Origin of the sequence: Streptomyces sp. NRRL S-31, assembly GCF_000718775.1 — a bacterium.
GTDB lineage: Bacteria > Actinomycetota > Actinomycetes > Streptomycetales > Streptomycetaceae > Streptomyces.
In genome coordinates, this window is the sequence record NZ_JOCB01000068.1 from 17,879 (window position 1) to 35,809 (window position 17,931).

The following is a 17,931-nucleotide window of genomic DNA, read 5'->3' on the forward strand; positions in this document are numbered from 1 at the left end:
GCGGGCGCGCGCCGGCTCCCCCCGCCCCGCGCGCGGCACTCGGGGTGGGTGTGCGGCACAATCGAGCCCGATGAGCACCTACCGCGACCTCACCGCCCCCATCGGTTCCCGCCGGGCCCCGGTCCTCCGTACCGTCGGCACACGAGAGCGCCGGTCCCACCTGACCGCGCCCCGGGTGCCGACGGTGGGCATCGACATCGGCGGCACCAAGGTCATGGCGGGCGTCGTGGACGCCGACGGCAACATCCTGGAGAAGCTCCGCACGGAGACCCCGGACAAGTCCAAGAGCCCCAAGGTCGTCGAGGACACCATCGTCGAGCTGGTCCTCGACCTGTCCGACCGGCATGACGTGCACGCGGTCGGCATCGGCGCCGCCGGCTGGGTCGACGCCGACCGCAACCGCGTCCTGTTCGCCCCCCACCTGTCCTGGCGGAACGAACCGCTGCGCGACCGGCTGGCCAGCCGGCTCTCCGTGCCGGTCCTGGTGGACAACGACGCCAACACGGCCGCCTGGGCGGAGTGGCGCTTCGGCGCCGGCCGCGGCGAGGACCACCTGGTCATGATCACCCTCGGCACCGGCATCGGCGGCGCCATCCTGGAGGACGGCCAGGTCAAGCGCGGCAAGTTCGGCGTCGCCGGCGAGTTCGGCCACATGCAGGTCGTACCCGGCGGCCACCGCTGCCCGTGCGGCAACCGCGGCTGCTGGGAGCAGTACAGCTCCGGCAACGCGCTGGTCCGGGAGGCGCGCGAGCTGGCCGCCGCCGACTCGCCCGTCGCCTACGGGATCATCGAGCACGTCAAGGGCAACATCAACGAGATCAGCGGCCCGATGATCACCGAGCTGGCCCGCGAGGGCGACGCGATGTGCGTGGAGCTGCTCCAGGACATCGGCCAGTGGCTCGGCGTCGGCATCGCCAACCTGGCGGCGGCCCTCGACCCGTCCTGCTTCGTGATCGGCGGCGGCGTCAGCGCCGCCGACGACCTGCTCATCGGCCCGGCCCGGGACGCCTTCAAGCGCCACCTCACCGGCCGCGGCTACCGCCCCGAGGCCCGCATCACCCGCGCCCAGCTCGGCCCCGAGGCGGGCATGGTGGGCGCCGCCGACCTGGCCCGGCTGGTCGCCCGCCGGTTCCGCCGGGCCAAGCGGCGCCGCGTGGAGCGCTACGAACGCTACGAGCGCTACGCCCAGGCCCGCCGCGACCAGGACAGCGCATGACGCCGTCGCTGCCCCACCAGGGCGGCCCGCCGGCCGGGCCGGACCGGCCCACCGAGAACCCGCGGCACAAGGCCCGGCGCCGGGCGCTCACCCTGCTGATCATCGTCCTGCTCATCGGCGTCCCGGCCGGCTACCTGGTGATCTCCGCGAACCAGAGCCGCGACAGCGGCAAGGACAAGGAGGAGAAGTACTCCGCCACCGGCCTGACCGCCGGCTGGCCGTCCAAGGTGCAGCGCCGCCTCTACCAGGTGACCGTCCCGCACCCCGCCGACAACATCGCCTACTACGAGACGAACAACTGGAAGACCAGCCGCCTCTACGTGCAGTTCCGCACCAATCCCGCGGGCCTGGACAGCTTCCTCGGAGCCATGGGCGTACGCCGGGACCAGCTGCGGAAGGACGACATCACGATCGGCGAGCGGGACCGCAAGGTCAGCGGCTGGACCTTCGCCGAACCGGGCCCGTGGTGGGGACTGACCCACACGCAGAAGAACCCCGCGCCCACCCAGGACGTGGTCGTCAACCTGTCCGACCCGGCTTACCCCATGGTGTTCGCGGTCTCCCGCACCGTCCCGTGAACAGGGGCCCCGGCCGGGCCCCGCGGCCGATTGTCAGACCCCGCCCGTAGAGTCGGAGACAGCTGATCCGACGCACCGACGGGAGGTGGCAGGACGTATGAGCGGCATGGTCGCGGTGGCCGAGCGCACGGGTGGGTCCCGGGAGACGGGGGACGGGCACCCGGCCTCGGTGCGCCTCGCGTCCGTCTACCTGCCCGCGTCCCTGCCGCGCGAGGGCCGCCTCGCCTTCTGGGACCCCGAAGGCGGCCCGCTGCCCGAAGCACCCGCGGGGGAGGCGGAGGAGCTGACGGTCGTCCGGCGCCACGGTGCCGGGGTGCGCCGCCGCCAGGTGCCCGCCCTGACCCTCCCGCTCGCCGAGGCCCTGCCGCTGCTGGTGCGCGCCCGGCACGACCCGGCCGCCCACCCGGCCACCGCCTGCTGGGGCGCCGCCGCCCTGCACGCGCTGCGGCTGATCGCCCGCGGCCGGCTGCTGCCCGGTCTGACCCCGGACGGCCACGACGCCTGGCGGGCCGGCCCGCTGGAGCCCGACGACATCGCCCACCTGCGCGCCATCGCGGCGGCCCTGCCCCCCGAGGGCCATGCCGTGCCGCTCCCCGGCCCGGGCGCGCTCCTGCTGCCCGAGCCGGAGGCCCTCGTCCGCTCCTTCCTGGACGCGGTCGCCGACACCCTGCCGCGCACCCCCGCGGCCCCCCACGCGGGCGGCCGTCCCTTCGCCGCCCGTGAGCCGCAGAGCCTGCCCGCGGCCCACGAGTGGGCGGCCGAGGTCGCCGCCGGCATGGACGCGGGCGTCCGGATCTCGCTCCGCCTGGACCTGTCCGCGTACGACGTCTTCGACGCCGGAGCGAGCGCGGACGCCCGCGCCGCCGGAGCCGCCGTCGTGCAGGTGCACAGCCTCGCCGACCCCACCCTGATGGCCGACGCGGCGGCCCTGTGGGCGGGGGAGGCCGACACCGCGTTCGGGCCCCGCGCGCGCGTGGACGCCGCCCTCGCCGTCCGGCGTGCCGCCCGCGTGTGGCCGCCCCTGGACCGCCTCGCCGAACAGGACGTGCCCGACGTCCTCGCCCTGTCCGAGGAGGAGCTGGGCGAGCTGCTCGGCGTGGCGGCGAGCCGGCTGGCCGCCGCCGGGGTCGCCGTGCACTGGCCCCGCGACCTCGCCCGTGACCTGACCGCCTCGGCGGTGGTCCGCCCGGCGCCCGGCTCCGCCACCGACGGCACCGGCTTCTTCGAGAGCGGGGAGCTGCTGCGGTTCCGCTGGCAGCTCGCGCTCGGCGGCGATCCGCTCGACGAGGCCGAGATGGACGCCCTAGCCGAGGCCCACCGCCCGGTCGTACGGCTCCGCGACCGCTGGGTGCTGGTCGACCCGGCGCTCGTCCGCAAGGCCCGCAAGCGCGAACTCGGTCTGCTCGACCCGGTCGACGCGCTGTCCGTCGCCCTCACCGGCACCGCCGAGGTCGACGGCGAGAGCGTCGAGGCCGTCCCGGTCGGCGCGCTGGCCGCGCTCCGCGACCGCCTCACCGCCGGCCCGAGCCCCGCCGCCCCGCCGCCCGGCCTCGCCGCCACCCTCCGCGACTACCAACTGCGCGGCCTGGCCTGGCTCGACCTGATGACCTCCCTCGGCCTCGGCGGCTGCCTCGCCGACGACATGGGCCTCGGCAAGACGATCACGCTCATCGCCCTGCACCTGAAGCGGGCCCGCACCGAACCGACCCTCGTCGTGTGCCCCGCCTCACTGCTCGGCAACTGGCAGCGGGAGATCACCCGCTTCGCGCCCGGCGTCCCCGTCCGCCGCTTCCACGGCCCGGACCGCACCCTGGAGCGGCTGGACGGCGGCTTCGTCCTCACCACGTACGGCACGATGCGGTCGGCCGCCGCGCAACTCGCCGACCAGTCCTGGGGCATGGTCGTCGCCGACGAGGCCCAGCACGTCAAGAACCCGTACTCGGCCACCGCCAAGACGCTGCGCACCCTCCCGGCGCCCGCGCGGGTGGCGCTCACCGGTACCCCGGTGGAGAACAACCTCTCCGAGCTGTGGGCCCTGCTGGACTGGACCACTCCCGGGCTGCTCGGCCCGCTGAAGTCGTTCCGCGCACGGCACGCCCGCGCGGTGGAGAACGGCGAGGACACGGAGGCCGTCGAGCGCCTGTCCCGCCTCGTCCGCCCGTTCCTGCTGCGCCGCAGGAAGTCCGACCCCGGCATCGTTCCCGAGCTGCCGCCCAAGACCGAGACGGACCACCCGGTGCCGCTCACCCGGGAACAGGCCGCGCTGTACGAGGCGGTGGTGCGCGAGTCGATGCTGGCCATCGAGACCGCCGAGGGCATGGCACGGCGGGGTCTGGTGCTGAAGCTGCTCGGCGCCCTGAAGCAGATCTGCGACCACCCGGCGCTGTACCTCAAGGAGGACGCGCACGCCGACCGGCTCGCGGCCCGCTCCGGCAAGCTCGCCCTGCTCGACGAGCTGCTGGACACCGTGCTCGCCGAGGACGGCTCCGTGCTCGTCTTCACCCAGTACGTCGGCATGGCCCGCCTCCTCACCGCCCACCTCTCCGCCCGGGCGGTCCCGGTCGACCTGCTGCACGGCGGAACCCCGGTCCCGGAACGCGAGCGCATGGTCGACCGCTTCCAGAACGGCGAGACCCCGGTCCTCGTCCTCTCCCTGAAGGCCGCCGGCACCGGCCTGAACCTCACGCGCGCGGGCCATGTCGTCCATTTCGACCGCTGGTGGAACCCGGCCGTCGAGGAGCAGGCCACGGACCGCGCCTACCGCATCGGCCAGACCCAGCCCGTCCAGGTCCACCGCCTGGTCACCGAGGGCACGGTGGAGGACCGCATCGCCGAGATGCTCGCCGCGAAGCGCGCCCTGGCCGACGCCATCCTCGGCTCTGGCGAGGCAGCCCTCACCGAACTGACGGACCGCGAGCTGTCCGACCTCGTCTCGCTGAGGAGGACGTCATGACCACCACAGACGGCTCCCGCCCGGGCACCGACGGCTCCCGCCCCGGCGACGCGGCCCGCCGGGCCCTGCGGGCGGCCCGGGAAAGGGTTGAGTCCGAGCGGGACAGCCGGGCGTGCGGCGCGGCGGAGCCGCGGGGTACGGCTTGGGACGTGGCCGAGCTGGAGGCCGGGGCGCGCGGCGCGACCGAGCCGCAGGGAAGCGACCTGAACGCGACGGTCTTCGACTCGGCCGAGCCGGATGGTGTGGCGCGGGATGCGGCCGAGTCGCGGGGTGTGGTGCGTGGTGCGGCTGAGTCCTGTGAAACGGCCTTGGACTCGGTCGAGTCGGAGGGTGTCGCGTGGGGTGCGGCGGGGTCGAAGACCGAACCGCAGGGAAGTGCGCGTGGCGTGACCGAGCCGGAGGGAGTGGAGCCGGACGGAACGGACCGGAACACGGCCGAGTCGGAAGGTGTGGCGAGGGACGGGGCCGAAGACGTCCCGTCCGGTCCGGTCGGGGCGCCGGGGGCCGTGGACGGGGTCGAAGCGGACTCCTCCGACAGCTTTCCCACGAGGCCCGGTGACGTGGCGCGGGCGGCGCTCAGGGCGGCCATCGCCGCCCGCCGGGCCGACGGTCCGCTTCCGACGGGCCCCGAGCGTGCACGGACGTCCGCCGCCTCCTCCGCCACGGTGGCTCCGGCGGAATCCGAGAGCCGCGTGGAAGCCGCACGCCCCACACGGAACCCGGCCGGCCCCGGACGGCACGGCGCGCTCCGCGCACCGGGAGGGGACGACGGCCGGGACAGCGCAGGTCCGGGCGACGGGGCTTCTGGACGGGACGCCGGTTCGCCGTCGGAGGGCGACGGCGGTCAGGGGGCCGATCCGGAGCCGGGAGACGGTTCGGACACGGTCGGTCCCGCGCGGAGCGTCGGCGCCCGGCCGGACGGTCCCCATGCCGTCGTCGGCGTGCCTTCCGGTGCGGGGCGTTCCGGCGGGACCGCGGGCGGTCGCCCCGGCGATGTCGCCCGGGAGGCACTGCGCGCCGCGCGGCGGGAAGCGCTGCGCGCGGAACCGGCGGAGTCCCCGCGCGAGCGGCGCGGACCGGCACGTTCCGGCTCCGCCGCGCCGCGTGTCGCGTCCGTACCCGGACAGGGCGGCCGAACCGTCAGGGCCGAGGCGGCACGGGAGATACGGCACTACCTGGCGACCGCCTTCCGCATGCCCACGTGGACGGAGGACACCGGGGAACCGGACGAGGCCGCGCCCACCACGGCTGCACCTGCTGCACCGGCCGTATCCGCCGTACCGGCCGTATCCGCCGTACCGGCCGCACCCGCCGTACCGGTCGCATCCGGCGGGCCGGACCCGTGGACGCCGGCTCCGACGCCGGCGCGTTCACCCTCGGCACTCGCGGCGGCCTCCCCGCCGTCCCCCTCTTCATCCCCGTCCCCATCCCCGTCCGAGGGGACGCCGGCGGACCTCCCGCCGGAAGCGGTGCCGGACGCCTCCGCGTCGGGCGTCCCCTCGCCCCCGGCCCCGGGCGGCGTGCCACACGTGCCGCCGACCATGGCCACCCCGCACCGGGACGGTGAACTCCGCCGTACGTTCCCGGCGTTCGGGCCGCGAGAAGCCGTTGGTACCGGCGGGGCGTTCGCCGGGACCTGGTGGGGCAACGCCTGGGTCGGCGCGCTGGAGCGGGGCGCGCTCGACGCCAAGCGGCTGGTGCGCGGCCGTGGTTACGCCGACCAGGGGCACGTGGACGCCATCACCGTCACACCGGGACTGGTGCTGGCGTACGTACGGGGCAGCCGGCCCCGGCCGTACCGCGTACAGGTACGGGTACGGACACTGGAGGAAGAGGACTGGGAGCGGTTCCTGGACGCCGCGGCGGACCGCCCCGGGCACATCGCGGCCCTGCTCGACAAGGAGCTTCCGCACTCCCTCGCCGACTGCGGTGCCCGCCTGCTGCCCGGTGCCGGTGACCTCGCCCCAGGGTGCAGCTGCCCCGACTCCGGCCACCCCTGCAAGCACGCCGCCGCCCTCTGCTACCAGACGGCCCGTCTGCTCGACGCCGATCCCTTCGTCCTGCTCCTGCTGCGCGGCCGGGGCGAGAAGGACCTGCTCGACGCGCTGTCCCGGCGCAGTGCCGCCCGGGCGGCCCGCGCCGCGCGGGAGCGGCAGCCGCGGACCCTGCCCGGCGTCCGCGCCACCGAGGTTCTGAGCGCGCGTGAACTGCCGCCGCCACCCCGGCCGTTGCCCTTGCCGCCGCACCCCGGGCAGCCCCCGGTGTACCCGTCGGCCCCCGGCGGCCCGGACCCCTTCGCGCTGGATCAGCTGGCCACCGACGCCGCCGCCCGTGCCCACGCCCTGCTCGCCACCGGACACGACCCGGTCGGTGAACTCACCCTGTGGCAGGACGCGGTCCGGCTGGCCGCGGCCCGCCCCGGCTCCGGGCTGACCGCGGCCACCCGGGCGCTGTACGCCACGCTCGCCGACGCCGCCGGCCGCACCCCGGCGGAACTCGCGCGCGCCGTCGCCGCCTGGCGGCAGGGCGGCCCGGCCGGGCTGGCCGTCCTGGAGGAGCCGTGGGACCCGCCGGCCGGCCGCTTCGACCGGGCCCGCCCGCTGCTGCTCGCCGCCGACCTGCCGGCGTTCCGCCCCTGGCGCAACCGCCTCACCCACCCCCGCGGCCGGGTCCAGCTCCGGCTGGGCCGCGACGGCCTGTGGTACGCCTACGAATCGGAGCCAGGCCAGGAAGACTGGTGGCCCCGCGGCACGCCGGACCTCGACCCGGTGGGCGCGCTGACCGGCCTGGGGCCCGTCTGACCGTTCCCGCCCCCCGCGCGGGAACGACGGACCGCCCCCTGGCATGTCAGGCCGCCCGCGCCCGCGCCCGCGCCCGTGCGACGTGTGCGACGCCTGTGCCCGTGTGACGTCGGCGGCCGTGCGTCATCAGGGCCGAACGTGGGGCGGCGGCCGAACGTCAGGCGGCGGCCGGGTGCGTGGTCACCGCGCACTCGAAGACCAGGGCGTCGTGCTGCTCGACGGTCACGCGGACGCGGCCGTCACCGAGCGGCTCGGCCGTCACCCAGGCCGGGGCGTCCAGCTCCGAGTACCGGTGGAAGGCCGCGTCCAGGCCCGTGGCGAGGACCGGCGCCGGCCCGAGGAGGTGCTGGGCCGCCTGGCGGGCCGCCTCCAGCAGGAGCATGCCGGGAGCGTGATCGTTCGGGTGGTCGAAGATGATCGGGTGCGTGGTGTGCACGCGCAGCTGCCACCGGCCGTCGTCGGCGCGGGGCGAGAGCACCACGTCGTGCGGGCGTTCCCGGCCGACCAGTTCGGGGGAGGCCGGCAGCGGCGGCGCGATGGCGCCGGCCATCGCCCGCTCCGCGTCCGCGTAGGCACCGCGCAGCCGCCGGTACAGCGCCCCGCTGTGCGAACTGAAGGCGGTCGCCGCGGTGGCCAGGCGGACCCCGTCCCGGGTGGCCGTCACATCCATCCGCATCCCGCGCAGCACACCGGCCCGCCGCTCGACGTCGGAGCAGCGGATCTCCAGCTCCACATCGGCCGGGGTGAGCCCGGCGCGCAGCGCCGCCGGGTCGAGCGAGACACGGAGGTCGCGCCATATCTGCTTGTGGTCCATGGGGGCGCCGTACACCGCGTGCGACAGCAGCGGGACGGTCTGCCGCAGCGTCTCGCTGAACAGCAGGGGGTCGTGGAAGCCGCCGGCGGGACCGTAGAAGGTGTGGGCCCGCGGCCACTGGGCCGTGACCGCGCAGGTGTCCGTGTCCGTCTGCCGCCACCCGGTGAGGAAGACCTCGGTGACCGCCGCGCGGTGGACGTACTCCTTGGGAACGGTTGTCGTCAATGTGTCCAGTCCCACGGGTGTCGTGACGGGCAGGGCCGCCCGGAAATCCGTGACCATTCTGTCGACGGGCGCAAACGTAGTCATGCCTCTCCCCCAAGGGCAGTTGATAACGGTGTGCTGCCGTAACGCGGGCCAAGCCGAGCGTGGGCCTGGGTGGAACGCGGATCGAACTGAGCGGTGCGCGACGGGCGACACTGTACGGACTGACCGGTTTTTTTTCTAGCCTCCCCCGGTCCGTGGCCGTTGCCTGTCAGCCATGCGCGCGCGACGCCCGGCGCGGTGCTGTCGCAGCGCTCGGACGGCCGCCTTCCGAGTGCAGCCGAACGTGCCGTCGCCGTCCCCGACCCCGGTTGTCCGCACGGTTGTTGCTACGGGCTCCTGATGGCGCGCACAGCGGTCCGCCCCCTTTCCGCGCCGCGTCCGACGTCCCGGGCGCGGGCCCGGTCAGCGTAACCCGCGGCCGGCCACCGGAGCCGCCCGGTGTGACCAGCCGGACACTCCGCGTGGACTTCGCCCCGGCAGCTGGGACGCCGGAACACGATCCGACGCCGGATCATGATCCATGGACGATCCGCCGGTCGCCGTGTGAGGATCGGAACCGGTCGTCAGGTTTACCGGTGAGCCGTCCGCGTGTCGCGGACGGGGAGCCGACGGGAGGGAAGGGAAACCATGACCGAGCAGCTCGGCAAGGTCCGCATGGCCGCGCTCAACATCGACGGAGTGCTGCTGAACGACACGTTCAGCCCCGTCATCCACCACTTCGTCACCAGCCGGGGCGGCACCTACTCCGCCGAACTGGAGCGCCGGATCTTCTCCCAGCCGCAGGTGGTGGCGGGCCGGGTGCTCGCGGAGACGTGCGGTCTGCCGACCTCCCCGATGGAGACGATCGCCCTCTATCTCCAGGAGCGGGAACGCTACCTCGCCGACCACCCGGTGCGCCTGCTCGACGGTGCCGTCGAACTGCTGCGCAGGCTCCGCGCGCTGGGCCTGCGGACCGTCTGCTACGGCGGGCTGGACGCCTCCCACTTCGAGCGGTACCTGGGCCATCTGGCCGACCTGTTCGACGAGCCCGGGTACGTGTGCACCAACGACATCCGCCCGGGTCTGTACGAGATCGCGGTCGACGTCGCCGGACTCGCCTGTGACGAGGTGCTGTTCATCGACGACGTCGCCCGGGTCGCCGAGGCGGCCCGGGAGCTGGGCGTGCCGTTCATCGGGCACCCCAGCGACTTCGAGCACGGCCACCAGCGGCAGTTGATGGCGGAGGCCGGGGCCCGCCATGTCGTCGGTTCCCTCGACGCGATCGACGAGCGGCTGCTGCGCACCGTCGACGCCGAGGCGCGGGCCGGCACCCTGTGGGACGGGGCGCCGGGGAAGGTCGTGGCATGACCGACGCGGCGGGGCTGCTGGCCGGCAAGGTCATGCTGGTCACGGGGGCGAGCAGCGGTATCGGAGCGGCGGCGGCCCGGGTGGCGGCGCGGAACGGCGCGGCGCTGGTGCTGATGGCCCGGCGGCTGCCCCGGCTGGAGGAACTGGCGGAGGGATTGCGGGCCGAGGGCGTCGAAGTGGCCTGTGCCGGCGGCGACGTCACCAGCTCGGGCGACGTGGAACGCGCGGTGCGGCTCGCCGTCGACCGTTACGGCAGGCTGGACGCCGCGTTCAACAACGCGGGTACGACGACGGAGCCGGCCCTCCTGCACGAGACGGACGACGCCGACTTCGACACGGTGCTGGACGTGAACCTCCGTGGTGTCTGGCTGTGTCTGAAGCACCAGATCGGCGCCATGCTGGCGAGCGGCACGGGCGGGGCGATCGTCAACAACAGCAGCATCGCCGGGGTCCGGGCCACGTCGGCGGGGGCTCCCTACGTGGCAGCCAAGCACGCCGTGCTCGGTCTGACCAAGACGGCCGCGGCGCAGTACGCGGCCCACGGCATCCGGGTCAACGCGCTCGCCACCGGCCTGACCCGGTCGGAGATGTCCGAAGGCGTCTTCGCCCGTGACCCGGCGGCGGAGGAACGGATGCGCCGCCGCAATCCGCAGGGCAGGGTGGCCGATCCGGAGGAGGTGGCCCAGGCCGCCGTGTGGCTCTGTAGCGACCAGGCGAGCTTTGTCACCGGTGCCACCATGGCGGTGGACGGTGGCGCCGGGGCCTGGTAGCCCGGCCGCACGAGCCGGTGACCACGCGGCTTGGCGGATTGGTAAAGTACCAGTCATCTGGTTTCTTTTGTCTCCCGGTGTGCTCTCGTACCCGGGAACAGGCATCCGCGTCAGCTCAGAGGGGGGTGGCGTGGCGCGGACGAGAGGACGAATTCATGGCACAGCAGTTGCGCGCGATCCGCACCCGTGGCGCGATTCTCGACGCGGCGGCGCAGGTCTTCGCGCAGCATGGCTACCACGGTGCCAGCATCGCGCAGATTCTAGAGAAAGCCCAGGTCACCAGGGGTGCCCTGTACTTCCATTTCGCGTCCAAGGAGCAGTTGGTACAGGGCATCTTCGCCCAGCAGGTGACGGAACAGGGTTACCCGCCGCGGACGTACAAGCTCCAGGAGCTGGTCGACGAGGCCATGGCGCTGGCCTGTCGGCTGCCGCAGGAGATCATGCTGCGGGCCGGGGCCAAACTGGCCATGGAGCCGCAGCTCCAGGAGCTGACGGACGGCGGCCCCTGGGAGGCGTGGGCGCTGCGGTTCGCCTCCATGGTGACCGAGGCCAAGGAGCACGGCGAGGTCTACCCGCACGTGGTGCCGGAGAACCTGGGCCGCTTCCTGGTCAGCTCCTGGATCGGTGCCCAAGTGGTCTCGGAGGTGACGTCCGGGTGGGAGGACCTGGAGGAGCGCATCTCGTCCATCTTCGCCTACACGCTGCCCAGCGTCGCCATGCCGGCGATCTTCGCGCAGCTCGACTTCGGGCCGGACCGCGGGAGCCGGGTGCTCGACGAGGTGCAGCAGGCGGACCGGCCGGCGCTGGTGGCGGAACCGACGGCCTGACGCCGTCGGCGCGGACGCCCCCGCCCGCACCGATGACGACCGACCCGCCCCCGGTGACCGGGTCCGCCTACCCGGCCACCGGGTCCGATCATCCCGCCGCCGGGTTTGCCCACCCCGTCACCGGGTCCGCGCGCCCCGGGCAGGCGGCGACGCCGAGGGGGCGCGTGCCAAGCCTCGCAACGCCGGGAGGAACCGGACGAGAGGCCCTGGGTGCCCCAGGTGCCCTAGGACCAGGTGCCGACCGACGTCAGGGCGTCGGGGAAGGTGGGGGCGACGAGCGCGGGGAGCACCAGATCCCAGACGCCGGTCAGCCACATCTCCCGGTCGTGGTCCGTGTGGACCGCCTCCTGGTGCAGCGCGAGGGCCAGGGCGAGATCCACGACGGACTCCGCGGTGGCGCCGGGCCGCAGGCTCTTCTCCTCCTGGGCGCGCAGCACCGTCCGCCGGAGCGCCGCCTGCCAGGCGAGCCGGCAGTCCAGGGCTGGGGCGGAGGACGACCCGCGTTCCCGGGCCAGCCTGAGGCCGGCCCGGGTGAGCGGGTCGGTGGCCAGCCTGTGCGCCAGCCCGCGCACCATGCCGCCCAGCGCCCGCAGGGCCGGGGCACCCGGATCGTCCAGGGAGGTGAGTTCGGCGCGCGAGCGCTCGCAGGACCAGTGCTGGACGGCGTCCGCGAGCGCCGACTTGCTGCTGAAGTGGAACGAGAGCGCCCCCTTGCTCACCGCGGCGCGGTCGCTGACCGTGGCCAGTGTCGTCCCCTCGTAGCCGTCGCGGTCGAATGTCTGGGCCGCGGCCAGAAGAAGGGCGTTGCGGGTCCCCTCGGCCCTCACTTGTCTCATGCGGCGGACTCATCTCGCGGTTCGGGTCGTGAAGACGACTCTGTGGTGGCCGGAATGCAGGGCACATGGAAGCAGGGCCCGGGGAACCGGGCGTTCTCCCGTATGCAATCCACCGGTAACTCCAGTCTGTGACTCCGTGACGGATACAAATAACAGGACAGGTATCCAGTTGTGGAGGCGTTCTGACAGGAAGTGTCAAGTCTGGCTGAAGCGTGTCGGTCGTCACATGGCTACTCCGATCAGGTAAAAGAGCAGGTCAAAAGGGCAGACGGGGCCTGTTTGACGCGCTGCGAGGCGGCTTGTCCGGCGGCGAATCTTGGCTTGTAAACCGAACCTCCGGTTTGTATCGTGACCCGGGGCTTGCGCTCCTGGCGCGAGCCCGTTGGCGAAAGTCCAACTGATACGGGGGGTTGTCATGTGGTTCCGGATGCTCGGGCCATTGGAGGTCGTCTGCGACGGCCGGGTCGTCGATCTGGGGGGCAGCAAGCAGCGCGCGACGCTCGGCTTCCTCTTGTTGCAGCCCAACCAAGTGGTTCCCATCAGCAGGCTGTTGACGGCGCTGTGGAGCGTGGGGGAGGCCCCGGCCACGGCCCGCAAGATCCTCCAGAACGCCGTCTGGGGCCTGCGCAGGAAACTGGCCTCCGAGGCCGCCGAGACCGGTGCCGCCCTGCGCACCCAGTCTCCCGGCTACACGCTGGAGGTCGACCCCGAGCAGATCGACCTGCACCGGTTCCGCCGGATGGTGGAGGAGGGGCGGGCCCTGCTCGCGGCGGGCCGGCTCGACGAGGCGGCCCGCCGGCTGCGTGAGGCCCTCCGGCTGTGGCGCGGCACAGTCCTCTCCGATCTGGTCGAAGTCGGCGTCAACTGGCCCGAGTTGACCGCACTCCAGAACACCCGCCTGGACGTTCTGGAGGACTACTTCGAGGCTGAACTGGAGTGCGGCCGGCACTACGCGGTGCTCTCCGAGATCGAGACGGTCGTCGAGAGCGAGCCGCTCCGCGAGCGCTCCTGCGGACAGCTCATGCGCGCCATGTACCGCTGCGGCCGGCAGGCCGACGCGCTCGGCGTCTTCAGCCGGCTCCGCATCGCCCTGGTGGAGGAACTCGGCCTGGAGCCGGGCCGCGAACTCCAGCTGCTCCAGCAGGCGATCCTCACCCACGACCCGGCGCTCGAGCTGGCCCCGCTCGCCTCGCGCGTCGTCGTCACCGCACGGCCGGTGCCGCCGGTCGGCACCGAACCGACGGCACCGGCGGCACACCGGGTTCCGGCGGCGGAGACCGTCGGCCGCCCGGATGCGTCCGCCGGCATCGCCGACGCCGGCCGGTGGTCCGCCGTACGCCCCGACACCGTCCGCACCCCCGTACCGCCGGCCGCGCGGCAGGAAGTCAGCGCCCTGCTGCTGCGGGTGGGCGTCAACCTCCGCACGGGCCGGCCGGACGACACGGACGCCGTGTTCGACCGGATGCACGGCAGCATCCGGCAGGAGATCGAGAGTCGCGGCGGAACCGTCGTCGCCGCGCTGGGCAGCGACACCCTCGGGGTGTTCCCCGCCCGGCCGGGCGACGCCGGCCACGCCGGGCGCGCGGTGGCCACGGCCACCGCCCTGCGGGCCGTCGGCGCACGGGAGGGGGAGCCGGGGGACGTCGTCGTCAAGGCCGCGATCGTGACCGGTGAGGCGCTGATGCGGCACCGCACCGAGGAGGGCGTCGACCTGTCCCCGTCGGCCGGCGGCGCGCTGCTGCACGCCTGCCAGGCGATGCTGCCGCTGGTGCCGGACGGGGAGATCCAGGTCTGCCCGACGACCCGGGAGGCGACCGGACCCGACTGCTCCTACAGCCTGATACCGGGCGAACCGGCCCGCTGGCAGCTGCGCCACACCGCCCCGGAGACCGGCCCGGCCGGCGGCCCGGGGTCCGGCGCGGAGCGGGAGTACGAGGGCGAACTGGAGCTGCTGCACAGCCTGCTGGAGCACAGCACGCGCTGGCACCGGCAGCACCAGGTGTTCCTGCTGGGCAGGTCGGAGGCGGGCCGGGCGCGGCTCCTCGCGGAGTTCGGCCGGATCGCCGGGCAGGAACCGTACGGCGCCCTGGTGCTGTCCTGCCCCGGACCGTCCGCGGCGCGCGACGGCCGGTTCGCCCCGCACCGGGCGATCCTCTCCGCGTACTGCGGGATGACGCCGCACGACACGCCCTCCACCGCCCGCGGCCGGCTCGCGGCGACCCTGCGCCGGATGGCCGCGGACCAGGGGCGGGCCAACTGGCTCGCCGCCCGGCTCGGCCCCTTCGTCGACCCGGCCGCCCGGCCGGAGAGCGGCTTCGGCACCGGGGAGTGGCTGGAGGGCTGGCGCCAGTTCGTGGAGATGGCGAGCCGGGAACGCCCGCTCGTCCTGATCACCGACCGGCTGCACCAGGCCGACGACACGGCCTACGACTTCCTGGAGTCGCTGGCCGACCTGGCCCGCCGGCTGCCCGTCCTGGTCGTCGCGGGTGCCGATCCCGCCGCCCTGAGCCGGCGCGCCCGCCCCGCCGTCGACCGGCACTGCACCACCGTGATCCGGATGGACACCCGGTCCGGTCCGGCCGTCGACCGGCTCCTCGACGGCACCGGCCTGCTGCGGCTGCCGCAGCAGGCCGGTCCCCCCGCCCCGGAGCTGTACGCCACCGCGGCGGCGCCCGCCGTGGCCGCCACGGTGAAGTCCGTGCGGAGGCTCAACGTCGCCTGACCCCGGCCCGGCGGGCACCGCCACCGCGGGCACCGGAACCACGCCCGCACGGCCCCGCCGGGCGCCGGGACCACGCCTGTACGACTCGTCCGGGCGCCGGGAGCACGCCTGTACGATCCCGCCGGGCACCGGCATCACACCCGCACGACCCGCCCGGCGCCGGAACCACACCCGCACGACCCGCCCGGCGCCGGAACCATGTCCGCACGACTCGGTCGGGCACCGGAACCACGTCCGTACGACCCCGTCAGGCGTCGGGACCAACCGCACGCCCCCGCCGGGCACCAGGCCGTACGGGTGCGGCCCGGCACCCCGTCCCGGCTCCCCGGCCCACAGCGCGCTGTCACGTCACCGCCCCGGCCCCGGCGGCGGTTCGCCCCGAAGCGAAGGACCGTGAAGGACTCCATGGAGACCGCCCCGCCCGACACCGACCGGCGTCAGCCCCTGGTCACCGGCACCACCCGGCTCTACGCCGTGCTCGGCGACCCCGTCGCCCAGGTGCAGGCCCCGACGATGGTCAATCCGCTGCTCGCCGCGCTGGGGCGGGACGCGGTGGTACTGCCCGTGCACGCGCCCGCCGACCGGTTCGACACCGTGGTGCGCGGCCTGAAGGCCATCGGCAACCTGGACGGTCTGCTGGTCACGGTGCCGCACAAGGCCGACGTCCGGCGGTTCGCCGACCGGGTCAGCGCCGCCGTCGAACTGTCCGGCAGCGCCAACGCGTTGCGCCGCGAGCCGGACGGCGGCTGGCACGCGGACAACTTCGACGGCGCCGGTTTCGTCGCCGGGCTCCGGGCGGCGGGCCACTCGGCCGCCGGGGCCCGGGTCACCCTGGTGGGCACCGGCGGCGCGGGCTGCGCCATCGCGCCGGCGCTGCTGACGGCCGGCGCGGACCACGTGGTGCTGTGCGACCTGGACCCGCGCCGCACGGTCGCGCTCGCCGCCCGGCTGGAGGCCCGCTGGCCGGGGCGGACCACCCGGGCGACCCGGCCGGTCACCGACGGCGCGGACATCGTCGTGAACGCCACGCCGCTCGGACTGCGGGCGGAGGACCCGTTGCCGTTCGACCCCGCCGGGCTCGCCCCGACCACCCTCGTCGCCGACATCGTCATGAAACCCCGGGAGACCCGGCTGCTGCGCGCCGCCACCGCCCTCGGACTGCCCGTGCACTACGGAGCGCCCATGCTGGAGAGCCAACTCGGCCTCTACCTCGACTACTTCGGGCTCGGCCACGGATGAGCGACGAGCGGGCGGGGACCGGGAACGGCGTCCGGCACCGGACGCCCGCCGGACCGGGCGCCGTACGGCGGCGGCGATGACCGGCGATGGGCGGCAGATGGCCCGCCGGTGGACGGGCCGTCCGTAGCGTGGCCCGCATGCAGCCGATCATCACACCCCGGACCTCCGTCCGCCCCTCGACGACCGGGCAGCCGCCGGCCGGCCCCGGTCCGGCCGGCGCCCGGGTGGCCGAGGCACTCGCCCGGCCCGCCGCCCAGCAGCCGCGGTGGCCCGACCCGGTCGCCGCGCTCGGTGCCGTGGGCACCCTGGAGACCCTGCCGCCCCTCGTCGTACCCCAGGAGGTGGACCTGCTGCACGAGCGCCTCGCCGAGGTGGCGCGGGGGCGGGCCTTCCTGCTCCAAGGGGGCGACTGTGCCGAGACGTTCGCGGGCAACACCGAGTCGCACGTCCGGGCCAACCTGCGCACGCTCGTACAGATGGCCGTGGTGCTGACGTACGCCGCGAGCATGCCGGTCGTCAAGGTCGGCCGGCTCGCCGGACAGTACGCCAAACCGCGCTCCAGCGGCACCGACTCGCTCGGACTGCCCGTCTACCGCGGCGACATCGTCAACGCCTTCGACCCGGTGCCCGAGGCCCGCGTCCCCGACCCCGCGCGCATGCTCCAGGCCTACGCCCACTCCAGCGCCGCCCTCAACCTGGCCCGCGCCTACGCCGGTTCGGGTTTCACCGACCTCAAGCGGGTGCACGAATGGAACCGTGACTTCCTGCGCACCTCGCCCGTCGGCGAGCGCTACGAGGCACTGGCCACCGAGATCGACCGGGGCCTCGACTTCATGACCGCGTGCCGCGTCGACCACGGCGCCCTGCACGCGACGGAGCTGTGGTCCAGCCACGAGGCGCTGCTCCTGGAGTACGAGCGCGGCCTGCTGCGGCACGTGCCCCGGGAGGACGGCGGGTCCGCGCTGTACGGGCTCTCCGGGCACTTCCTGTGGATCGGCGAGCGCACCCGGCAACTGGACGGCGCGCACATCGCCCTCGCCGAACTCCTCGCCAACCCCATCGGCCTCAAGATCGGCCCCACCACCACCCCGGCCCAGGCGGCGGAGTACGTCGAGCGGCTCGACCCGCACGGCAGGCCCGGCCGGCTCACCCTCATCAGCCGGATGGGCAGCGGCAGGATCCGCGACGCGCTGCCCGCGATCGTGGAGAGGGTCGAGGCCGGCGGCCACCAGGTGATCTGGCAGTGCGACCCGATGCACGGCAACACCCACGAGGCCGCCAACGGCTACAAGACCCGCCACTTCGACCGGATCATCGACGAGGTGCGCGGCTTCTTCGAGGTGCACCGCGCCCTCGGCACCCACCCGGGCGGCCTGCACATCGAACTCACCGGGGACAACGTCACCGAATGCGTGGGCGGCGCGCAGGCCATCGACGACTCCCGGCTCGCCGAGCGGTACGAGACGACTTGCGATCCGCGCCTGAACCCGCAGCAGTCCATGGAACTGGCCTTCCTGGTCGCCGAGATGCTGCGCACCTGACATCCCCGGAGGTAGCTCGA

12 protein-coding genes are annotated in these 17,931 nt (G+C 74.4%); 10 read left to right on the forward strand and 2 right to left on the reverse strand.

The features are described 5' to 3' along the window. Positions 1-70: 70 nt before the first annotated feature. The 4 genes from IF37_RS0124845 (at position 71) to IF37_RS45930 (ending at position 7,548) form a co-directional block, all read left to right on the forward strand. Positions 71-1,216 (forward strand): ROK family glucokinase, encoded by a 1,146-nt coding sequence (locus IF37_RS0124845; RefSeq protein ID WP_030746601.1) that lies wholly within the window; start codon positions 71-73, stop codon positions 1,214-1,216. After that, on the forward strand, positions 1,213-1,794 hold the full coding sequence (locus IF37_RS0124850) for a hypothetical protein (RefSeq protein ID WP_030746603.1): 582 nt from the start codon (positions 1,213-1,215) through the stop codon (positions 1,792-1,794). Before IF37_RS0124845 ends, IF37_RS0124850 begins: the two co-directional genes overlap by 4 nt. 97 nt (positions 1,795-1,891) lie before the next feature. Continuing rightward, on the forward strand, positions 1,892-4,747 hold the full coding sequence (locus IF37_RS0124855; RefSeq protein WP_030746606.1) for a DEAD/DEAH box helicase: 2,856 nt from the start codon (positions 1,892-1,894) through the stop codon (positions 4,745-4,747). A gap of 506 nt (positions 4,748-5,253) precedes the next feature. Further along, entirely contained in the window at positions 5,254-7,548 is a 2,295-nt protein-coding gene (locus tag IF37_RS45930) for an SWIM zinc finger family protein (protein WP_253915838.1), read from the forward strand. 157 nt (positions 7,549-7,705) lie between these two features. On the opposite strand, the gene IF37_RS0124865 is transcribed toward IF37_RS45930, so the two are convergent. Next, entirely contained in the window at positions 7,706-8,587 is an 882-nt protein-coding gene (locus IF37_RS0124865) for a ScbA/BarX family gamma-butyrolactone biosynthesis protein (RefSeq protein WP_253915837.1), read from the reverse strand. Between the two features lie 669 nt (positions 8,588-9,256). Between IF37_RS0124865 and IF37_RS0124870 the strand changes: the two genes are divergently transcribed. The 3 genes from IF37_RS0124870 to IF37_RS0124880 all read left to right on the forward strand — a co-directional run bounded on the left by IF37_RS0124870 (position 9,257) and on the right by IF37_RS0124880 (position 11,573). Beyond that, positions 9,257-9,976, forward strand: coding sequence for an HAD family hydrolase (locus tag IF37_RS0124870; protein WP_030746615.1), 720 nt, complete (start codon positions 9,257-9,259; stop codon positions 9,974-9,976). After that, positions 9,973-10,746, forward strand: coding sequence for a glucose 1-dehydrogenase (locus tag IF37_RS0124875; protein WP_030746617.1), 774 nt, complete (start codon positions 9,973-9,975; stop codon positions 10,744-10,746). The genes IF37_RS0124870 and IF37_RS0124875 overlap by 4 nt, the downstream gene beginning before the upstream one ends. 155 nt (positions 10,747-10,901) lie before the next feature. Continuing rightward, positions 10,902-11,573, forward strand: coding sequence for a ScbR family autoregulator-binding transcription factor (locus IF37_RS0124880; RefSeq protein WP_030746620.1), 672 nt, complete (start codon positions 10,902-10,904; stop codon positions 11,571-11,573). 224 nt (positions 11,574-11,797) lie between these two features. On the opposite strand, the gene IF37_RS40920 is transcribed toward IF37_RS0124880, so the two are convergent. After that, positions 11,798-12,409 (reverse strand): TetR/AcrR family transcriptional regulator, encoded by a 612-nt coding sequence (locus IF37_RS40920; RefSeq protein ID WP_079165869.1) that lies wholly within the window; start codon positions 12,407-12,409, stop codon positions 11,798-11,800. Between the two features lie 427 nt (positions 12,410-12,836). Between IF37_RS40920 and IF37_RS43800 the strand changes: the two genes are divergently transcribed. The 3 genes from IF37_RS43800 to IF37_RS0124900 all read left to right on the forward strand — a co-directional run bounded on the left by IF37_RS43800 (position 12,837) and on the right by IF37_RS0124900 (position 17,911). Next, on the forward strand, positions 12,837-15,131 hold the full coding sequence (locus IF37_RS43800) for a BTAD domain-containing putative transcriptional regulator (RefSeq protein ID WP_158727380.1): 2,295 nt from the start codon (positions 12,837-12,839) through the stop codon (positions 15,129-15,131). A gap of 405 nt (positions 15,132-15,536) precedes the next feature. Then, a complete protein-coding gene (locus tag IF37_RS0124895; protein WP_052845357.1) occupies positions 15,537-16,370 on the forward strand; it encodes a shikimate dehydrogenase in 834 nt (277 codons plus the stop codon). A 137-nt stretch (positions 16,371-16,507) separates the two neighbouring features. Then, complete coding sequence (locus tag IF37_RS0124900) at positions 16,508-17,911, forward strand: class II 3-deoxy-7-phosphoheptulonate synthase (RefSeq protein WP_030746630.1); 1,404 nt, start codon at positions 16,508-16,510, stop codon at positions 17,909-17,911. The last annotated feature ends 20 nt before the right edge of the window (positions 17,912-17,931 follow it).